Source organism: Psychrobacter sp. FME6 (assembly GCF_014861365.1).
In the GTDB taxonomy this organism is placed as follows: Bacteria; Pseudomonadota; Gammaproteobacteria; order Pseudomonadales; family Moraxellaceae; genus Psychrobacter.
In genome coordinates, this window is the sequence record NZ_RRYW01000031.1 from 1 (window position 1) to 19,351 (window position 19,351).

The following is a 19,351-nucleotide window of genomic DNA, read 5'->3' on the forward strand; positions in this document are numbered from 1 at the left end:
AAACGGCACAGCAAGTATCAGAGGCAATGATAGGTATCCTAAAGCCAGTGAGGTTGCAGGTTAAGACCATTACCTCTGATAATGGTAAAGAGTTTGCTCAGCATAAGAAGGTGAAACAAAAGCTCTTTAGCGCTTTCTTCTTTGCCGATGCTTATGCGTCATGGCAGCGAGGAACCAACGAGAATACCAACGGATTAATCAGAGAGTTCTTGCCTAAGGGTTGTGACTTTAGACAAGTCTCTGATAATGAGATACAGGACATTGAGAATAAACTAAACAACAGACCAAGAAAACGCTTAGGGTTTAAAACGCCCAATCAGGTGTTCTATAATATAATTTAGCGTTGCACTTGGTGTGTTAATCTAAGTATTAATACCAATCGGTATTTATCCTTGTTTTTTACAAAAAATTGCGTTAATCTCTTTTTACTGTCTGTTGATACATAACACGTACACAGCTGCTAAATAACTTTGCATTCGATTATATTTTAGTCGTAGATTGTCCGTATAGTTAGCAAACTATGAATTCCAGAGTTTCAAAGTCACTACTTAATTAACGGTTTAATAACAAAGAAAAACGTAACACGCTTTAAACCCTTTACTAATTTAGCACTGTAAGAAGGTTTGGAAACTCAATACATAGTGAAATCAGTACGCAATCTTCATTTTTAGATTATGTGCTTAACTCATATTATTAATTATCATTCAAAAATATCATAAGCTGGTTCGGTCATATTACCGCTAACCCCTTATGATAATACAATGAAAAATTACCATACATTAAAACCCATAAAAGCCTCCATTTGATATCAATCTCTATAAGAATGATCGATTGATAGTGAGTCTTTAGAGTTTGCGACACGGTTAGATTGGTCTAATGCGGTCGCACTCAATCTAAGTTTATTAGAGTTAGGTTTTGATGTATAAGTTATAGAGGTATCTATGAATAAGCGTTTATCTGGTTTACTCACCATGTCAGCTGTTTTGTTTGCTGGCTCTACAATCGCTACTAGTGCCAACGCTGTAGAAGCAAAAACCACGCTTGCGACATTTTCGCAAGATAACGCCTCCCACATCGATCGTGTGCTTGGTGAGCTTAGCCGTCAGCATGATGGTGCATCAAGCTTGGTCAAATCAGCACGCCAACCTACGTCATTAGCGCTTAGCAGCCCATTGTTGAGCAGTGATACGACGCAAGCATCCAATGATGAAGACGTATTGGAGCGTCTGACAGCCGTCGCCTCTAATTCAGTCAGCAAATTTAAGCAGACAGGTTTAGCTTCTTGGTATGGTCGTAAGTTCCACGGCCGTAAAACAGCCAGTGGCGAAACCTTTGATATGAATGGTTTGACTGCTGCTCATCGCTCATTACCATTGAACTGCTATGTTAAAGTCACCAATAAAACCAACGGTAAAAGCGTGGTGGTAAAAGTGAACGATCGCGGTCCATTCCACGGCAACCGTGTATTAGATTTATCTTATGGTGCTGCTAAACAACTTGGCATTACCAATAAAGGGGTCGGCAACGTCGCTATCGAGCGTGTTTCAGGTCCATAGTTGTAAACCTTTAACGTTTTAGACCATGAGCGGTTTAAACCTTTAACGGTTTTTTTATAATGCAGATGCAGCCTTCTACAATAGACTGTCAGCTTTAAATAAAAAGCGCCTAACTTAATTAATAGTTAGGCGCTTTTTTTATGATCTTTGATTGTTTAAGTTTAGCAGATTTATGCTTAAAAACTATAGTTCAAACGCGCTTTCAATCGCATCATCCAAACGCTCAACAGCAATCACATTAATACCCTTAAACTGAGGAGAACCCTTGGCAGGCGCATTGGCTTTAGGGATAATAGCGTGTTTAAAGCCATGTTTCATCGCCTCTTTTAAACGCTCTTGACCATTGGGTACTGGGCGAATTTCACCGGACAACCCTACCTCACCAAATACAGCTAACGAAGACGGCAAAGCTTTTTCTTTGATGCTCGAGGCGCACGCCAACAGCACCGCCAAATCCGACCCTGTTTCTATCACCTTAACACCGCCGACGACGTTGACATAAACATCTTGTCCACTGGTATGAATACCTCCATGACGATGCATCACGGCGAGCAGCATGGACAAACGCTGAAAATCCAATCCCAATGCCATCCGTCTTGGAGAGCCTTGAGAGTCATCAACTAAGGCTTGTACTTCTACTAATAGCGGTCTTGTACCTTCGCGACTGACCATGACCACAGAACCTGCAACAGGTCTGTCATAACGGCTCAAAAATATGGCCGATGGATTGGCGACTTCTTTCAGCCCCATATCGGTCATACCAAAAATTCCTAGCTCGTTTACTGCTCCAAAGCGGTTTTTGACCGCACGAATCATGCGAAAACGCGAATCTGATTGACCTTCGAAGTATAAAACCGTATCAACCATATGCTCAAGTACACGTGGTCCTGCAAGTGTCCCTTCCTTAGTTACATGCCCTACTAAGAATAATGCTGTACCAGTCTGTTTAGCATAACGGGTCAAGATAGCCGCAGACTCACGAATCTGGCTGACACCGCCTGGGGCAGAATTAATGGCGTCGGTATAAATGGTCTGAATAGAGTCAATAATGGCGATGGCAGGTTGCTCTTGGGTTAATGCCGCACAGATGGTCTCTACATTGGTCTCAGCAAGTACGCGCAATCTATCAGCTGGCAACTCCAAGCGTTTGGCACGCATGGCTACCTGCGCCAATGATTCTTCCCCAGTCACATATAATGCACTGCCTGCTAAAGAGTCGGCCTTTGCCATGTTGGTCGCTGTCTGTAATAGAATAGTCGACTTACCGATACCGGGATCACCACCTATCAGTACCACAGAGCCGGCGACCAAACCACCTCCCAATACCCGATCAAACTCACTGATACCCGTTGGCAGGCGTGTATCCAAACCGATACTAACCGCATTGAGCGGCATCACTGCACTATGAGTACCGGCATAGTTGCCAGCTGGTGTGCCACCGGACGAATTTCGTGGCGCTGCACGAGTGGCAGGCTTAGCAGTACTTTTATTATGATGCGGCATACTGACGTTTGGTGCTTCAACCAAGCTATTCCACTCGCTACAATCGGTACATTGCCCTGCCCACTTACCAAAATGCGCACCGCAATGCTGACAGACATAACTGCTTTTATTTTTTGCCATAATGGTTGGGCCTTATTCAGGTAAACTATTGAGAATAATTAATAGGGGCTGTATAGAATAGAAGGGATGGCACTTAGTGTCGGAAAAGTGTCAGAAGAATCTGCAGCATGTTAAATATCTTCAAATAATACTGCACAAATAGTGCTGACTGACATCAAGGTGGTTTCAATGCGAGATGACAACGGTTGACGCCTGATATCCACGCCCTAGAAGGACGTGGTTTTACGGCGCTTTTTGATCATAGTTTGATTGGCTGATCTATACCTGAAAGTCTTTACCAAGATACACAGATTTCACAAGCTCATTGTCTAAGACCTCTTTTGCTGTACCTTCAGCGATAATGGCGCCCTCTGAGACGATATAGGCTTTTTCGCAAATGGCCAAGGTGTCGCGAACGTTATGGTCAGTGATTAACACCCCAATACCACGATTTTTTAGGGTTAGGATAACGTCTTTAATATCACTAACAGAGATAGGATCAACGCCTGCAAAAGGCTCATCTAATAAGATAAACTTTGGATCAGCGGCCAAAGCACGGGCGATTTCACAGCGACGACGCTCACCACCAGACACGCTCATACCCAATGATTTTCGTACGTGCTCTAAATGGAACTCACCGATTAATTTTTCAAGCTCTTGCCGCTGCTCATTAGCACTCAACTCTGTACGAGTTTGTAAGATAGCCAGTATATTATCTTCAATAGATAGCTTACGAAAAATAGAGGCTTCTTGGGGTAAGTAGCCGATACCTGCGCGCGCACGCTCATGCATGGCATATTTAGAGAGGTCCATTTTCCCCAAGGTGACACGGCCTTTATCCATATTGACCAGCCCTACTACCATATAAAAGCTGGTGGTTTTGCCTGCTCCATTTGGACCTAATAGTCCAACGACCTGCCCTTGTTTAACAGAGAAGGAGACATCTTTTACCACCCAACGTTTGCCATAGCGCTTGCCCAAACCTTGCATAGATAAACGGATGGCTGGCACAATATTATCATTTGTTGCTAAAGAGTCCATATTTTTATTATCACTCATAACTTATAGGTATTTCTAAATAAAATCGATATATTAGGGGCTGTATAGAATTCAGCCCCTAGTAAACACACGCTACTGTTATAAACTTTTCTTGCTTGCTGATCGCAAGCGTGACGGAGGCTGCGAAAAATTTAAAACAGTAACACTTGTATCTGTTTTCAAGTGCATCAACTTACTTTAAAAGGGCATAATTCGAGCACTGATACAGATGTATTCACCTATCGATAGCGACAGTTAGGTTAGCGTATGCTGCTTTGGCTGTTGCTATTGTTGGGCGGGAACACCAGCTCCACTCGCTGATTACCACCAGCAGTCGCTTCGACATCGCCAGCTTTTAGGCTATAACGAATGACATTGCCCGCAAAACTAGCGCCATTTTGAACCAGCTTGGCATTACCAGTCAGGGTAATGATACCTGTGACTGCATTATAATCGATTTTATTTGCTTGACCTTTTGCCAGACCTTTTTCTTGGGTGACAACCTGCTGCATGGTTGCTGGACGCCCAGTCGCGACTGCGGAATTAATACTACGACCTTGAGATAAATTGACAGTAATATTGTCGGCGGTCATCTTAAACGTACCTTGGGTAATAACCACACTGCCCGCGTAACTTGTAACACCTGTACGCTCACTATAGGTAGCCTTATCCACCAGCAGCTTAATTTGCTGATTGGCATCTGATGGTAATGCATGACTATAAAGCGGCAATGCTAACAACATGACCACTGGTAGCGCACGCAATTTTTGTAGACTAGGCGTTGTTAGGTTTAGAGCTGTCGACAATGAGCGTAAAGTAGGCAAAAATTTAGATGTCATAAAAATTACTCGTTTTATAATGGGTAGTAGAATTTGCAAACTTTATACTAGGGCATGTCATCAATTAGCACATTTAATCATTTAGTGGTCTTAAAATAGCTAAATTTTGCCAAACATCGTCAAATAACTGGTTAATATATCGATATTATCTGCGCTATTTTCCTTGTTTGACTGCAATTTTGCTCATTTTAAGCCTCACAATCTAAATGATGACACGCCCTAGCTGCTTTTGTCATATGTTTTTAGTATCATGGATTTTTAATAGTGAGTACATACTTAATGAAAGCAACTGTCGTTAGAACAGTGCTTTATCTTGTCGCTCAGCCGGGGTGAAAGCAACCGCGACTTGGCCAAACTCATACTCACCTGTCTCAAGATTGGCGGTCATGCTAGAGGCTTCAAAGCGGTTCATCCCTTGTTCAATCTTAACAGGCTCCTCACTATATACTTGTCCTGATTTGGTATTGCCTTTCAGAGTATTACCAATCACTTTTATCGGCGCGATATCAGGCGCATCTTTATTGCCTTCACTAGTCAATGTAAAGCCACCAGAGAGACTCAGATCGCCTGTCTGCTGACTAATAGCCGCACTACCTGCTTCAATACGATAGCGCTGCTCTGTAGAGGGTTCCCAATCCATAGTAATACCAGACATCTCATCCAGATTGGTCTCTGGATTGTGGGTCAACGATTCGGCGGTAAGCTCATACTCAGTTTCGCCTTTGTCGTTAGTCTGTACAGCCTTAATATCGGTCGCTTCATAATCAACATCTGTTGCTTCGATACTAACTGGTGGCGTTATCTCTCCTTGCTGTTTAAAAAACCAGCCTGCAATACCAGCGAGAATCAACGCCAAAACAATTAAAATACGTGTATTCACGACGATTTATCCTGATTTTGGGTCTCATCAAGCGTATAGTGGGCGATAAAGTCTTGATAATGTCCATGACCTTTTAAAATAAGATCGCATATTTCACGTACAGCGCCAGTACCTCCTGCGCGAGTAGTAATCATATCACTGCGATTGATAACCTCTACATGAGCATTCGGCACTGTTGCGGCAAATCCCACCGTTTGCATCGCTTTAATATCTGGCAAATCATCACCCATATAAGCACAGTCAGCAGCAGTAATACCGAGCGCTGGATCGAGGGTTGATAGCAATTCTTCCAAGGCAATAAGTTTGTCATCGCGACCTTGCACCACGTAATCAACGCCCATCTCAGAGGCACGCTTATCAACCATGGCACTGCTACGACCAGTAATAATAGCGGTCAAAACACCATAACGTGCCAACGACTTAACGCCAACGCCATCATGGACAGAAAATGCCTTGGTCTCGACACCATTGGCATCATAGATAATTTGACCATTCGATAAGATACCATCGACATCCATCACTAATAGCTTTACTTGTCCGGCTTTTTTTATTAAGTCTTGCATCATTTATCTCTTATTATATTAAGGCGTATTAAATGTTATATTTATGAGCAATGCATTTTATCGCTGATTGGGCTTACTTTACACCTGCTTGCAGCAAATCATGTACCGTAATAATCGCTTCCAAACGATTGTTTTCATCGATGATTAATAACTGACTGATACCATTTTCATTCATCACACTAAGAGCATCCGATGCGCGCATGGTTTTACTGATATGGCGTGGGTTGCTAACCATCAACTCATGCATGGGCGTTTGTAAATCGATACCTTTTTCTAACCCACGGCGCAGGTCACCATCTGTAAATACACCGACCACTCTTTGTTGGTCATCAATGACGACCGTCATACCCAAACGCCCAGCAGACATCGTAAATAAAGCCTCTTGCAAAGGTGCCTGATGATAGATAAGCGGTAAATTTTCTGAGCTGGTATGCATCAAGTCCTCCACTCGGGTCAACAGCTGACGACCTAGCGCCCCAGCAGGGTGCGACAATGCAAAATCTTCAGAAGTAAAATTACGCGCATGTACCAAAGCCACTGCTAGAGCATCTCCGAGCGCTAAGGTCGCCGTCGTGCTGGAAGTAGGAGCGAGATTAAGTGGGCACGCCTCCTGAGACTTGCCAAGCGTCAATATAATATCAGCTGCACGTGGTAGCATACCGCGCTTATCACGACTGATACTAATCAGCGGAATATTTAAGCGCTTAACCACTGGTAGTAGCATTTTTATCTCATCTGACTCGCCAGAGTTAGAAATAGCGAGCAACACATCACCTTTTACTAACATGCCTAAATCACCATGCCCTGCTTCGCCAGGGTGCATGAAAAAGGCGGGCGTGCCAGTAGAAGCAAATGTCGCCGCTATTTTACGACCAATTAAGCCTGACTTACCCATACCCGTGACCACAACTCGACCTTCACAAGCCAAAATAATATCGCACGCTTGCGCAAATCTATCATCTATTTGTTCAGTCAGTAATGCCAGCGCAGATATCTCAGTGTTGATCGCGTCGATGGCAGTGCCGATAAATTGCTCGTGGGTTATGTCAATTTGGGTATTACTCATGAATGCGCTCTATTTTTATAATGAATCAATAAGGTATTTTACTATATTATGACCAATATTAATAATAGCTAACCTTAATAATAACTGGGAAAACCTATAAAGATGCCCCTGTTAGTAATACCAATCATGACTTAGCCTTACAGTATTTAGAAGGATCGTCATTATTGACATCTAATTATGATTCGCCTTATACAAAAAAAACCCACTATAGAAGCAGGTCTTAATCGGATAAATCATGTCTCAATTAGTTACCTTCAATGAGGCACTCTACTATCAACTATCAACTATTTAACCATTATTGTCGTTAGAGTCATCATCTGGTTTGCCTTCAAAACCTGTGCCATCTGCTGGTGATTCAAAGCCACGATCTTGACCAAAGCCACCGCGCTCAAAGCCGCGTTCTTGACCCTGACCAAAGCTACCACGCTCAAAACCGCGCTCTTGACTCTGACCAAAACCACCGCGATTAAAACCACTACGATTCGCAAAGCCACGCTCTTCAAACCCACCAGCACTAGCAGGGTTGCCGCCGCGCTCAAAGCCACCACTCATTCCACCAGTCTGATAACCCGCTGGTGTTGCACCTTGAGGTTGAGCACTCGTACCTGTCGTAGTATTACTCCGTGGGTTGCGAGCCGGAACTACTGTTGAGATGGCATGTTTGTACACCATTTGACTGACTGTATTTTTAAGCAATACTACATACTGGTCAAATGACTCGATCTGACCTTGTAACTTTATACCATTAACCAAAAAGATAGAAACAGGAATGCGATCTTTGCGCAGCGAGTTCAAGAACGGATCTTGTAAAGTTTGTCCTTTTGACATGAAATCTCTCCTAAATATTATATAGTTATGTTTTGAGTGCCAATTATTCTAAGTGTTGCATTAATTATAATGGCTAAAGGCAGATACAATAATAATTTTTATTTATAAAACGTATCTAAATAAATACTAAATTTTCTTAAGTAATTCTACTTTATCGCGAATACATTGTTATTGTGAAAAATTAAGTAACTGGTTGTTTCAGTAGTTATTTTTATAAATAAAAAACCAATCGACAACTTCAATTAATAGCTATGAAAATGCAATTGTATCGGTACCAAACTCAACATTCGAGTAGATATAAATTATAACATTTATTACCATAATACTTTGAAACTTATTGTCATTACTTTTTCATATCTTTATAAAGTTTAACACACCTGTCATACAACGGTTTTAATATAGATATTCTCTTACCTGCGCCATCGTTGTAAAGGCTTTTATCGTTACATTATTATCTACAGAAGCATTCGTAGCACTGCCCAAATCAGACGCCAGTGCCACCCCTGATGACGCATTAGGCAGTTGTATGACCTTGCGCAACCACGTGTACTGACGCTTGGCCAACTGTCTTGTCGCATATAATGCCTTATTTTGCATTTGCTGACAAGCAAGCGCCTCCGTCTGACTATCGACCTTTGATAAATGTGCCTGAGTCATCTCATTTTGATCGGTTATCCCTTGTTTTACTTTCTCAGTGTTTGATACCTTAGTTTCAGCAAAAGCCTCATAAAACTGCGCTTTGTCCAAATGCGATTGTTCAAATACAGGGTGATTAATATGGACTAGATACTCCAATACTTGCCGATAGCCAACACAGCGCATCGAAGGCAAATTGGGTGTCAAAGGATAACGCTCAAGCAAACCGATGACTTCATAAACCAAACCCTCTGCCCACATGATATCTAGACGCTGCTCGATACGCTCATGTAGCCATGGACGATCTGGCATCACCGACAATGCATGCCATTGCTGGTTTGGATTATGGGCCAGTGCTTGTTTGGGCTTTTGTTGCCAGTCACTGAGTGGAATATCTGTTTGTAGATATACTTCTATAGCTCGGGTAATACGCTGGGTATCAGAGGCCTTAAGGCGCTGATGGCTAATCGGATCTATCTTACCAAGGTACTCATATAGCGCGCTAATACCCTCATCTTGGCGCCACTGCTCGACACGCGCACGGACAGCATCATCGCTATCAGGAATCGGGGACAGTCCGTCAAGCAATGCCATGTAATACATCATGGTGCCGCCGACCAGCAATGGTATTTTGCTATTTTTATGGCAATCATCGATCAGGCGTGCCACATCACTGACAAACTCAGCGACACTATAGCTTTGCATCGGATCAATGATATCGACTAAATGATGGGGATAGCGTGCCAGCTCAGTAGCCGTTGGTTTCGCTGTGCCGATGTTCATCTCACGATATACCAAAGCTGAATCTACTGAAATCAGCTCATAGCGCCCGCTATCATAAAGCTCATAGGCCAGTGCAGTTTTGCCACTTGCCGTTGGTGCCATCAAACACACCACACTATTATCCGCCAAATTGGCACCCAAGCGGTGAGACAAGCTATCAGACGAAAGACGCATACGATTGCCTTAAAAAGTTACAGAATTAATATTTACGGTATGAATCGTTGGAATAGAAATTGGCTATATAGAAACTGATGGATTATTTGTATGGGATCAGACTTTTTATATTCTGTTACTCAGGTGCAGATGATAGTAGCAATGCTACTAATTGACTGCTATCTATGGTTTTAAGGGCGTGTTTACTGAGTAATTCTTTGAGGTCTACGGTAAACGCTCGAAAATCTTGCACAGACATTTGCGCGCCTAAAGTAGCAAGGTGTTGGTTGATATCAGCAGTACTACTGAATAAACCTTTCTTTTCAAATACACTTTCTTTAAATGTATCGGACTCATATAGCAAACTTACTTTGGATTGCCAATCCTCTGCGCCAATAAGAAAATACTGCTTTTGACTATAAAATAACAGCCAAGGCAGCGTCTTGTAGTCAATACCTTTTATCAAAGAAGGCGCAATTGCTATATTATTTAAGTCAGTAATAATATCCAAGCAATGCGGTAAAGCATCATATCTTATCGATATTTGATCAGAACTATTTACGGTATTTCTGAGCGCTGCATCTGTGGCACTTTCTGCTAACTGATAAGACTGCTTAGGGGCTTTTACCTGCCTGTTTTCTTGTTTATTTTGATAAGGTATTGCAGTATTTTTATAATTTTTCTTAACCACCCTATTATCTGTAGCATCTAAGACTTCGTTACTTATTAAGGTATTTTTTTCTATTATTTGCTTACTCTGCTTATCATTGATAGCAGCCTGCTCTGTCGCAGCGATGTTTTTAAGCTTTGATTGAATCGCATGATTTAAATGCGCCATGATGTTGTTAAGTGAGGTGATTTTAATGCGCTGTTTGGACGGATGCACATTGATATTCAGCCATTCAGTAGGCAGCTCAAAATAAAGTGCATAACCAATGCCTGCTAACTGTGCAGCTTGTGCAAGTTGGCGTAGCTGGTTGCTAATCAAGGCCTCTTTCACCAACCTACCATTTACGTAGATTAATTTTGGCACGGTATGCTGTGAACCAGTTATAGGCCATAACCAGCCATCAACCCCTGCTTGCTTGTTAACGCTATGATTAGTGTACTTGCTAGACTGGTGCATTAAACTACTGAGATCAATGGCTATTTTTAGCGCGTTATCTTTTAGCGGTATACCAGTTGCTTGCTCAAGGCGCGATAATGGCAGACGATTGGCCGTATCATTGCCATTTCCGCTCGCACTTGAAGATACTGATCTTGATGATAATGACAGACGTTTCTTATTATCATGAAAAAGCGTCAGCGCCACATCAGCGCGCGCTAAAGCCACTTCACGTACTATCGTCTCAATATGACCAAATTCAGTTGCTATAGATTTCAAATTACCGCGCCGCGCTGGCACATTAAAATATAAGTCTTTAACCGTAATTGTCGTACCGCGTTGATGCACGACAGGTATGAGCTTTGGCACGTCATCCAACACACCAGCGACCTGCAGCTGACGACCAACACCACTATTATCATGACTGCTGGTCAAGGTTAAACGTGACACCGCAGCCGTCGCTGCCAATGCTTCTCCGCGAAAACCCAACGTCGTAATGCCATGTAAGTTCGCCACATCAGCGACTTTACTAGTGGCATGTCGGGTAATTGCCATCACCATATCATCGGCATGAATACCCACACCATTGTCTATCACTTCAATCATGCTCATACCACCTTGGGTAATATGTATCTCAATATTGGTGGCATTGGCATCAATAGCATTCTCTAGCAGCTCTTTAACCACAGCGGCTGGACGCGTGACTACCTCACCGGCTGCTAATTGGTTGATTAGCAGTGGCGATAGTTTTTTGATACGAGTGTTGGAATCATTGTCAGGCATTAATAGATATCATATTTTAAGCAATAAGAGGTTTGACTGTGGTTAAAGCTAAATTTTTATCGCTGACAGATCTAATCCTTGCGCCTGTCCTGCTTTCGATAGCCTTAGCTCAACTTGGCGGCGCTCTTTTTCATTACTATTTGCGCTGTCACTTTGAGTCATATCAATAAACAATGTCGGCGGCGGTAAATAGCTGTCCGCACGACTCGCCCATTCGATAATAACCAGCGCATTTGGCTCATCTAGATATTCATCAAAACCGATAAAGGATAACTCTTCTGGATCTTGCAAACGATATAAATCAGCATGATAGACTGGCTTGGTTGTGCCGTCATCTTGCTTGATATTATAAGGCTCTACCAAGGTATAAGTTGGGCTTTTCACTGCCCCTTTATGACCCAGCGCTTGTAACCAGTAACGAGTCAAAGTCGTTTTACCTGCTCCTAGATCTCCTGCCAACCACACACTACCTGTCAGCGGTAAAGCCGCCAATTGCGCAGCCAATACTTGCGTATCTTTTTCAGAATAAAGGGTGATAACGATTGAGCTTTTATCATCAGCAGAATTTTCATTAGCTTTCGACATCAGGCTGTACCTGCCGGCACTTGCATAGTGACAGTTGGATTAACAAAGCTCTCACCACGAATCAGTTTTGCATATAGCTCAGGATCATGCCATTCCGCACTGACTTGTTCGCTAAATTCAAACTCTTCTAAAACCAACTTACCCATTTGCTCATTGGCCACATCATCAGCAAAGCATTGAGCATAACCAGTGGCAGTTTCGTGTGCAATCACCGAGTAGACACTGACATCAGATTCGCCATTTTGCATTTGGGTTTGTTTTAAAATTTCTTGCGCCCAAAAGAAAATGACTCTCGAGAACTGCTCTGCCGATGGCGAGACTGGTAAACTTATCCAGCGCGCACTGAATTTTTTGCAGGCAGCAATATACTCAGGATCGTCTTTACTCCAAAAACAAATCGCATGATCGAAGCTATCGATAATATCTTTAATCGAAGATTTTAATAAACCAAAGTCATAGACCATCTGCCCATGATCTAAGCGTTTGGCTTCAAGAATCAGCTCAATCTGATAACTGTGACCATGGATAGAATGCTTGCAGCGCTCAGAGCTACAATTACGCACAATATGCGCATTTTCAAATTTAAAAAGTTTACGGATACGCATAATAATCAACCAAAACAGTAAGCATTACTGTACTAAATATTAATATAATAAAAGTTTGCCGCGGCTACTTATCGGCTTGTCGCTCATTATAGCAAATCGCCATGTATCCGTAAGTAAGCACTTATTAATACCGTGATTGATTAAGCGAATCAATCAGACCGATTTACAAAAGAGCTTTTAAAAGTAGTCTAAACTAAAAACACGCTTAGCTAAAAGTGAGATTACTTAAAAATGGAAGCACTTAAAAACAATATTGATACTAAACGTAGGTGAATTGTGCGGGCGCTATCTATTACTAGGTCTTGAGCCTATACTCGTTGCAGTACGCACCATTTGCGACATAAGCTCTATCCTAACCTTTAAGTCTATTTATTTTGGCTCTAAAGGCATTACGGCTTATCTCAAGAGGAAAAAACCATGAGCAAAAGTCAAGACAGTAAAAAGAACGTAAAAAAGAAACCGCTATTAACGGCAAAAGAGAAAAAAGCGGCTAAACAAGCCAAGAAAGATGACAATGGCAGTATCTTAGGCAAACATTAATATTAAGTGCATCGGTATTCTGATTGACGCTACGCTAATTGAAAAATGCCAATCGAACCTCATGGTTTGATTGGCATTTTCTATGCTAGGCGCTGTTTTTATACTAGGCACTGCGCGGTGCAAACATGATAATCGCCATACCTAGCAGCGCAACGACAGAACCCAATATATCCCAAGTGGTTGGGCGTGTACCATTTACCGTCCATAACCATAAAATAGCCATGGTGATATAAACACCGCCATAAGCTGCGTAGACTCGACCGGCAGCGGTTGGATGTAAGGATAATAACCAGACAAAAGCGACCAAACTTAACGCCCCAGGGATAAGTAGCCAAATAGACTTACCTTCTCGTAACCACAGATACGGCAAATAACAGCCTGCAATTTCAGCCAACGCTGTGACCGCAAAAAGCCCCACTGTTTTTAATTCAGTCAAAACCCACTACTCCTCGATCGTGATAAATCCCGTCAAATACTGCACTGCGTTACCAGAAATAAGCACTCTATCTGATTTAACCACACAATCCAACACCCCGCCGCGTTTTGAGGCTTGATAAGCAAGCAATTTACTTTTATCTAAACGCTCTGCCCATAATGGCGCAAGTCCTGTATGCGCTGAGCCCGTGACTGGATCCTCGTCACCACCATTGGCTGGCCAAAAATAGCGTGAAATAAAATCATAGTTTTTATAGTCGACAGATTTAGTCTGACAAGTCACCACCACATCTAAAGGCGCAAGCTTTTTAAGCTGTTCGTTATCACGCTCAACCGTCAATACATCAGACTCCGAATCATAAACCACAAAATATGCTTGAGCATTACGGTAAACCTCAACAGGCGCAGCAATGGAAAGACCTGCTAATAAACTATCAGGAATATCGTCCACTTTTTCAGGCATCCTATTTGGGAAGTCCATTTGTATTTTGCCTGTATCTGTTTGGACGATAGTCAAAATACCCACCGCTTTGGCTGAAAATCTAATACAGTTTACAGTCGGATTTTTCTTAAATAGCACAAACGCCGATGCCAAGGTTGCGTGTCCACAAAAATCAATCTCTGTCAGCGGTGAAAACCAGCGTATGTGATATATCCCTTTATCATCAGCTACGATAAAGGCTGTTTCAGATAAGTTATTCTCAAAAGCAATAGACTGCATTAACGTTGCATCAAGCCAGCTATCGGTGATAATAACGGCTGCAGAATTGCCTTTAAAAACCGTATCAGTAAAAGCATCGATGACATTGATTTCTAGTTGCATAACTTTCTCTTTTTTTATTGATGTAGTTGATTCACTTTAAGACTGATACGAGTGCTGCCAACCTATCGCTTTTATTTAGAACTGCCTATAGATAGTGTGTTGTGCAGCTTTATAACCAACGTCTAACTCTTGATACATATGCTCGATATTTATCGCTAAATTTCTGCGTCATCATCCGTTCTTCTGGTTGAATCTGAAAGCGGGTCATATAAACCATAAAGATTGGTATTAAAATAAATGCCAAAAAATGAGATAAATATAGCGCCCAACCTAACAAAATAAGCGTCAACCCTAGATACATGGGGTTACGAGTATATTGGTAAATACCACTAGTCACTAAGCTAGTTGCCTTGTCAATTTCTTTTGGACTGGGAGTAGTTTGGGCTTTTCTAAATTGAGTCACACCCATAATCCCACTACTTAATCCTATGACTCCCAAACCAACGGCTAATCCAGTTGAGCCAGTGAGCGTGAACTTCAAAGCAGGCACAATTTTAGAGACACCAAACATCGCAGCAGCAGTAATAACGAATTGTGCTGGTGGTGGTATTTTTAGCTCTAGAGAATTCATAAGGTCACCGTATGGGTATATAGATACATCGTTTTGGCGTCATTCATTGTATCCGTTAACCTATAGCCATACAATATGGGCTTTTATTTCATATAAGTCAGAAAAAATATTAAAAGGCAGGCTATGAAGCAAATTTTGATGTTGTTATTCGTAGTATCAGGCGGGATGGCATTGGCTGTGGAAGCAGCTTTTTTAGGTCCTTTAGGGGAAACTATCGGACAGCTATCAGCGTCTTTATCCATATTTTTAATCGGCGTGCTGGTTTTTAGTTTGGCGATGGCCATACTAATGATAATGGGTCGGCGCAATTATTTATCCTCGCTACCCAAACAACCAAAATGGTTACTAACCGGTGGTCTTGTCGGCTTTATTTATACCATTATCCTTACTATCACTACGCCTTTGGTCGGTGTTGGAACGACGATGGTCGGTATTTTATGCGGTCAAATCAGCGCCAGTTTAGTGATTGATCATTTCGGGTTACTAGGAAGCGCTCGCCGCGCCATCGACCGCTATCGTCTTGGGGCATTGGGATTAATTTTAGTGGCACTTTGGCTGATTTATTGATAACGAGGACGGTTCAAAAGATGACGATATTAAGGAAAATACCATGCTATTAACTCTTGCCTTCCCTTTGTTATTGCTGGGCGGCATGGCAATTGCCGCGCAATCCTCCATCAATGGGTCGCTTAGCGTCCGTACCGATGTGGTCACAACAGCATGGCTTGCCAACGTGGTCGCGGCGATTATTTTATGGTTTTTAGTGATCTTCTTTGAGCAACCACAGGCAGAAACGATGCTTAGTGTACCGCCATGGCAATTATCAGGCGCGTTATTCGGTACGTTTTCGATGGTGGCTATCGTAATTGGCGTGCCACGAATCGGTACGGCGGCAACCATTGTGGCCGTCATCGCTGGGCAAATCATTATGGGACTTTTGGTTGACCACTTTGGTTGGTTTGGTAATTCGCAGATAGTATTAGATTATAAACGCGTAGCAGCTATCGCCCTACTCGCTGGCGCGCTGTATTTGATTTATTTGAGTAATGTGCGTGGGCGGATTATGAGTTAGTGAGAGAAATCAATAAAAACGACATAGAATTAATGCCTATAATGCCAACTGCCGCTGACAGCATAGGGCTTTTCAAAGATTGAAATAAATCATAGCAACCGTAAGTACAAGTCCACTAATGGCAGTAATTATTGCTGCTACGTTTACTTTTATCTCTATGTTAGTTGAGATTTTCATGGTGTTAATCCATTCAAACGACTCAACCGGTTGAATCATTGAAGATTCGCATTTATATACCGCGCTGCCACGCGGTTGGGCTTACTTTTACTAGTATTGGAACAAAGCTTAAAAATATACACAAATTCCACCGCAACTCAGCTTATTAACATAGTATTAATTATCCTATCTTAATGGCGAGTATTGCAATTAACCTACCTATCATCTACCTAACTTTATCACTCTTTAACTATTATCGGCATTGCTTGCTCTAACCCTTCATCGACCTCCATAGGAGCCGTCAAAAAAGTCAAATACGCTTGATATTGCTCAAGCACATCATCAATCACTTGCTGCTTAGTCAGCCCCATCAAATCATAACCACCCGAACCCGTTTGTGTCGTTACTTCTAGTCGATAATATACATCCGTATCAGCGGCCATCTTACCGCTAAAGGTCGGCGACGGCGTTTCGACCATAGACACCTGATAATAAAAATCATCCATAGCAGCCGTCGAAACTCGTAGCAACGGCCCCGATGCAGCGATGATGTTAGTATTGCCAACAAAGTTAGTCGCATCAGCCGCATTGCTTTCATGGTCGGCATTGAGTCGCTCGACATCATAGCCTTGGCGATGGAACTCATTGGCCACATCATCGAGTGCTGGTCGTACGATTCGCTCAAGGAATTTGATAGACTCGCGCTTAGAGGGATAGGTCAGCATTTGTCCTAAACGCTGCGTCCATGAGCGTTCGGGTATATGCCCGCCACTGGGCGCGATAGACGGACGACGTAACACCGTACCTTCGCGTTCGGCCTGCTCTATTTTTAAGGCTTTATAAAAAGAGAACATCACCAGATAAACGATCACCGTCACCGGCAGTGCAAAAATAAGCGTCGCATACTCCATGGTGATGACTCCGCCCGCTATCAGCATGGATATGGTCAACACCGCCGTCAGTACTGCCCAAAATATACGCAGCCATTTGGGACCATCTTCGCTTGGGTCTGGAATAGAGGCAGAGAAATTTGACATGACCATTGCCCCTGAGTTGGCGCTGGTAATATAAAATAGCAATCCCGAAAACGTCGCTAATATGACTAAGATAGACGCGCCAGGGAACATCTCAAGCAAAGCATACCAACCTTGCTCTGGGCTTTGAATTGCAAGCTCAGCAAAGGCGGTATTACCTTGCAATACTTGATAGAGTGCTGAGTTGCCAAAGAAAGAAACGATAATAAAGTCACATAATACCGGTACAGTAATCGCCGCGATAACGAACTCGCGTAGTGTACGGCCACGCGAAATACGCGCCAAAAACACCCCGACAAAGGGCCCCCACGCCAGCCAAAATGCCCAGAAGAATAATGTCCAGCCGCCCATCCATTCGCTACTACCAGGCACATACGCAAAGGTTTTAAAAATACGCGCAGGTAAAGTAACGAAGAATTGACCTAAGTTTTCCACCAGTGCATTTAATAAAAATGCGGTCTCGCCTGCGATGAGAATAAACGCCATCATCGCCACCGCACTCCAAAGGTTCAACTCAGATATCCAGCGAATACCACGGTCAACGCCTGAGCTAGTGGCCGCAATCGTTAAGATGACTGCACCGATTACCAGCGCTATCTGTAGCGTGAGCCCTTCCTCTAACCCAAAAATCTTAGAAAAACCCACGTTTAGCAATACCACGCCGATACCCATGGTGGTCGCGACACCAAATACCGTCCCTACTAACGCTAAGATACTAATGCCATGACCGATAGGCCCATTGACGCGCTTACCAAATAAAGGATACAGCGCTGCCCGAATAGACAACGGCATGTCCCAGCGGTAAGCAAAATACCCCATCGCCATACCAAGTAAAGAGTATACGGCCCAGCCAGCGATGCCGTAATGAAACATCGTCCAAACCACCGCGTTTTGCATTGCCTCAGCGGTTGCGCCATCCCCTGATGGTGGGGTCAAATACTGCACCACAGGACCAGTCACTGAGAAGAATAACAAGTCAATGCCGACGCCAGCCGCAAAGAGCATCGCCGCCCAAGTGCCAAGCTTATATTGCGGGCGCGACTCATCAGGCCCAAGGCGAATACTGCCCGCTTTAGACAGTGCTACCCAAAGCACAAAGCCAATCACCATCACCATAGTAATGACGTAGTACCAGCCAAGGTTGGTGGCAATCCAATCAACCACCGCTTTCATTGTCGTACTTGCGCCATCGGGCATAATAATTGCCCAGATTGAAAAGGCGGCAATCACAATCGATGAGATAATCAGCACGCTCCAATTGACATGGGTGACGGCATTTTCTGATAGCTCTTGTGCGCCTTTTTTTAAATCACTGCGCGATATAGGCGCATCGTCTTCAAGATAAGTCTTAGACTGGCGCTCTGAGCCGCCAAACTGACTGCGCTCAAATGGCGTTTGGGTACGTTCGATTTGCTCGTTTGGCTGAGAGTTTTTGGCTAACTTATCATCTGATGGATCTATGGTCATAGGCGCATTCCTTGCATGCAACTGACACCCAGTAAGCAAATATGCTTCTAGATGCTGTTATAGTTTTGAAAAGTAGATTATGTCTACCCTAAGCCAATTGATAGTAGTGATACAGTATCAATTACTTAATAGTTTAGTAGCGTCAGTGAATGCTCTGTACATAAATGGGTGAGATAATTTTTAATACTTGAAATTTGTGCTGAATTTTAACTTTTGGCAGCTTTTATGAAT

Annotated in this window: 20 protein-coding genes; 5 read left to right on the plus strand and 15 right to left on the minus strand. The window is 42.9% G+C overall.

From position 1 onward, the window contains the following. Positions 1-341 (plus strand): IS30 family transposase (locus EI162_RS06325; RefSeq protein WP_192523308.1); only part of this gene is annotated, 341 nt, incomplete at its 5' end. Positions 342-941: 600 nt separating this feature from the next. Next, entirely contained in the window at positions 942-1,556 is a 615-nt protein-coding gene (locus EI162_RS06330) for a septal ring lytic transglycosylase RlpA family protein (RefSeq protein ID WP_192523551.1), read from the plus strand. Positions 1,557-1,739: 183 nt separating this feature from the next. On the opposite strand, the gene radA is transcribed toward EI162_RS06330, so the two are convergent. The 11 genes from radA to EI162_RS06385 form a co-directional block, all read right to left on the minus strand. After that, positions 1,740-3,179: a DNA repair protein RadA gene (gene radA, locus EI162_RS06335; RefSeq protein WP_192523552.1), complete on the minus strand. Its 1,440-nt coding sequence runs from the start codon at positions 3,177-3,179 to the stop codon at positions 1,740-1,742. Positions 3,180-3,437: 258 nt separating this feature from the next. Beyond that, entirely contained in the window at positions 3,438-4,199 is a 762-nt protein-coding gene (gene lptB, locus EI162_RS06340; protein WP_192523574.1) for an LPS export ABC transporter ATP-binding protein, read from the minus strand. 257 nt (positions 4,200-4,456) lie between these two features. After that, the gene (gene lptA, locus EI162_RS06345; RefSeq protein WP_192523575.1) at positions 4,457-4,939 is read right to left on the minus strand and encodes a lipopolysaccharide transport periplasmic protein LptA; all 483 of its coding nucleotides are present in this window, start codon (positions 4,937-4,939) and stop codon (positions 4,457-4,459) included. Positions 4,940-5,330: 391 nt separating this feature from the next. Further along, on the minus strand, positions 5,331-5,915 hold the full coding sequence (lptC, locus tag EI162_RS06350; RefSeq protein WP_192523553.1) for an LPS export ABC transporter periplasmic protein LptC: 585 nt from the start codon (positions 5,913-5,915) through the stop codon (positions 5,331-5,333). Then, positions 5,912-6,478 carry a KdsC family phosphatase gene (locus EI162_RS06355; protein ID WP_192523576.1) on the minus strand — a complete coding sequence of 189 codons (567 nt, stop codon included), beginning with the start codon at positions 6,476-6,478 and terminating at the stop codon, positions 5,912-5,914. The genes lptC and EI162_RS06355 overlap by 4 nt, the downstream gene beginning before the upstream one ends. A gap of 73 nt (positions 6,479-6,551) precedes the next feature. Next, positions 6,552-7,544, minus strand: a complete 993-nt coding sequence (locus EI162_RS06360; RefSeq protein WP_192523554.1) for a KpsF/GutQ family sugar-phosphate isomerase — start codon at positions 7,542-7,544, stop codon at positions 6,552-6,554. Positions 7,545-7,832: 288 nt separating this feature from the next. Further along, positions 7,833-8,372, minus strand: a complete 540-nt coding sequence (hfq, locus tag EI162_RS06365) for an RNA chaperone Hfq (RefSeq protein WP_192523555.1) — start codon at positions 8,370-8,372, stop codon at positions 7,833-7,835. Positions 8,373-8,765: 393 nt separating this feature from the next. After that, the gene (miaA, locus tag EI162_RS06370) at positions 8,766-9,965 is read right to left on the minus strand and encodes a tRNA (adenosine(37)-N6)-dimethylallyltransferase MiaA (protein WP_192523556.1); all 1,200 of its coding nucleotides are present in this window, start codon (positions 9,963-9,965) and stop codon (positions 8,766-8,768) included. Between the two features lie 115 nt (positions 9,966-10,080). Then, a complete protein-coding gene (mutL, locus tag EI162_RS06375; RefSeq protein WP_192523557.1) occupies positions 10,081-11,832 on the minus strand; it encodes a DNA mismatch repair endonuclease MutL in 1,752 nt (583 codons plus the stop codon). A 48-nt stretch (positions 11,833-11,880) separates the two neighbouring features. Further along, the gene (gene tsaE / locus EI162_RS06380) at positions 11,881-12,417 is read right to left on the minus strand and encodes a tRNA (adenosine(37)-N6)-threonylcarbamoyltransferase complex ATPase subunit type 1 TsaE (protein ID WP_192523558.1); all 537 of its coding nucleotides are present in this window, start codon (positions 12,415-12,417) and stop codon (positions 11,881-11,883) included. Further along, complete coding sequence (locus tag EI162_RS06385) at positions 12,417-13,022, minus strand: 6-pyruvoyl trahydropterin synthase family protein (RefSeq protein ID WP_192523559.1); 606 nt, start codon at positions 13,020-13,022, stop codon at positions 12,417-12,419. The genes tsaE and EI162_RS06385 overlap by 1 nt, the downstream gene beginning before the upstream one ends. A gap of 417 nt (positions 13,023-13,439) precedes the next feature. Here EI162_RS06385 and EI162_RS14755 point away from each other — a divergent pair, with 417 nt between their 5' ends. Continuing rightward, positions 13,440-13,562, plus strand: a complete 123-nt coding sequence (locus EI162_RS14755; protein WP_263972259.1) for a hypothetical protein — start codon at positions 13,440-13,442, stop codon at positions 13,560-13,562. Between the two features lie 103 nt (positions 13,563-13,665). Here EI162_RS14755 and EI162_RS06390 read toward each other — a convergent pair whose 3' ends face one another. The 3 genes from EI162_RS06390 to EI162_RS06400 all read right to left on the minus strand — a co-directional run bounded on the left by EI162_RS06390 (position 13,666) and on the right by EI162_RS06400 (position 15,391). Then, positions 13,666-13,998 (minus strand): YnfA family protein, encoded by a 333-nt coding sequence (locus EI162_RS06390; RefSeq protein WP_192523560.1) that lies wholly within the window; start codon positions 13,996-13,998, stop codon positions 13,666-13,668. 6 nt (positions 13,999-14,004) lie between these two features. Next, positions 14,005-14,820 (minus strand): PhzF family phenazine biosynthesis protein, encoded by an 816-nt coding sequence (locus EI162_RS06395; RefSeq protein WP_192523561.1) that lies wholly within the window; start codon positions 14,818-14,820, stop codon positions 14,005-14,007. A gap of 109 nt (positions 14,821-14,929) precedes the next feature. After that, a complete protein-coding gene (locus EI162_RS06400) occupies positions 14,930-15,391 on the minus strand; it encodes a methyltransferase family protein (RefSeq protein WP_192523562.1) in 462 nt (153 codons plus the stop codon). Positions 15,392-15,514: 123 nt separating this feature from the next. On the opposite strand from EI162_RS06400, the gene EI162_RS06405 reads away from it, so the two are divergent. Continuing rightward, positions 15,515-15,958, plus strand: a complete 444-nt coding sequence (locus EI162_RS06405; protein WP_192523563.1) for a DMT family transporter — start codon at positions 15,515-15,517, stop codon at positions 15,956-15,958. A 43-nt stretch (positions 15,959-16,001) separates the two neighbouring features. Beyond that, positions 16,002-16,463, plus strand: coding sequence for a DMT family transporter (locus EI162_RS06410; RefSeq protein ID WP_192523564.1), 462 nt, complete (start codon positions 16,002-16,004; stop codon positions 16,461-16,463). A gap of 395 nt (positions 16,464-16,858) precedes the next feature. Here EI162_RS06410 and betT read toward each other — a convergent pair whose 3' ends face one another. Beyond that, positions 16,859-19,120 carry a choline BCCT transporter BetT gene (gene betT, locus EI162_RS06415; protein WP_192523565.1) on the minus strand — a complete coding sequence of 754 codons (2,262 nt, stop codon included), beginning with the start codon at positions 19,118-19,120 and terminating at the stop codon, positions 16,859-16,861. Positions 19,121-19,351: the final 231 nt, after the last annotated feature.

What these genes read in the sequence shown, in the direction of transcription:
- tsaE (WP_192523558.1), bottom strand. Translation starts at nt 12,417, where the DNA reads ATGTCGAAAGCTAATGAAAATTCTGCTGATGATAAAAGCTCAATCGTT.
- EI162_RS06405 (WP_192523563.1), top strand. Translation starts at nt 15,515, where the DNA reads ATGAAGCAAATTTTGATGTTGTTATTCGTAGTATCAGGCGGGATGGCA.
- EI162_RS06330 (WP_192523551.1), top strand. Translation starts at nt 942, where the DNA reads ATGAATAAGCGTTTATCTGGTTTACTCACCATGTCAGCTGTTTTGTTT.
- EI162_RS06360 (WP_192523554.1), bottom strand. Translation starts at nt 7,544, where the DNA reads ATGAGTAATACCCAAATTGACATAACCCACGAGCAATTTATCGGCACT.
- EI162_RS06385 (WP_192523559.1), bottom strand. Translation starts at nt 13,022, where the DNA reads ATGCGTATCCGTAAACTTTTTAAATTTGAAAATGCGCATATTGTGCGT.
- mutL (WP_192523557.1), bottom strand. Translation starts at nt 11,832, where the DNA reads ATGCCTGACAATGATTCCAACACTCGTATCAAAAAACTATCGCCACTG.
- lptA (WP_192523575.1), bottom strand. Translation starts at nt 4,939, where the DNA reads ATGTTGTTAGCATTGCCGCTTTATAGTCATGCATTACCATCAGATGCC.
- EI162_RS06400 (WP_192523562.1), bottom strand. Translation starts at nt 15,391, where the DNA reads ATGAATTCTCTAGAGCTAAAAATACCACCACCAGCACAATTCGTTATT.
- EI162_RS14755 (WP_263972259.1), top strand. Translation starts at nt 13,440, where the DNA reads ATGAGCAAAAGTCAAGACAGTAAAAAGAACGTAAAAAAGAAACCGCTA.
- lptB (WP_192523574.1), bottom strand. Translation starts at nt 4,199, where the DNA reads ATGGACTCTTTAGCAACAAATGATAATATTGTGCCAGCCATCCGTTTA.
- miaA (WP_192523556.1), bottom strand. Translation starts at nt 9,965, where the DNA reads ATGCGTCTTTCGTCTGATAGCTTGTCTCACCGCTTGGGTGCCAATTTG.
- EI162_RS06355 (WP_192523576.1), bottom strand. Translation starts at nt 6,478, where the DNA reads ATGCAAGACTTAATAAAAAAAGCCGGACAAGTAAAGCTATTAGTGATG.
- EI162_RS06395 (WP_192523561.1), bottom strand. Translation starts at nt 14,820, where the DNA reads ATGCAACTAGAAATCAATGTCATCGATGCTTTTACTGATACGGTTTTT.
- EI162_RS06410 (WP_192523564.1), top strand. Translation starts at nt 16,002, where the DNA reads ATGCTATTAACTCTTGCCTTCCCTTTGTTATTGCTGGGCGGCATGGCA.
- betT (WP_192523565.1), bottom strand. Translation starts at nt 19,120, where the DNA reads ATGACCATAGATCCATCAGATGATAAGTTAGCCAAAAACTCTCAGCCA.
- hfq (WP_192523555.1), bottom strand. Translation starts at nt 8,372, where the DNA reads ATGTCAAAAGGACAAACTTTACAAGATCCGTTCTTGAACTCGCTGCGC.
- radA (WP_192523552.1), bottom strand. Translation starts at nt 3,179, where the DNA reads ATGGCAAAAAATAAAAGCAGTTATGTCTGTCAGCATTGCGGTGCGCAT.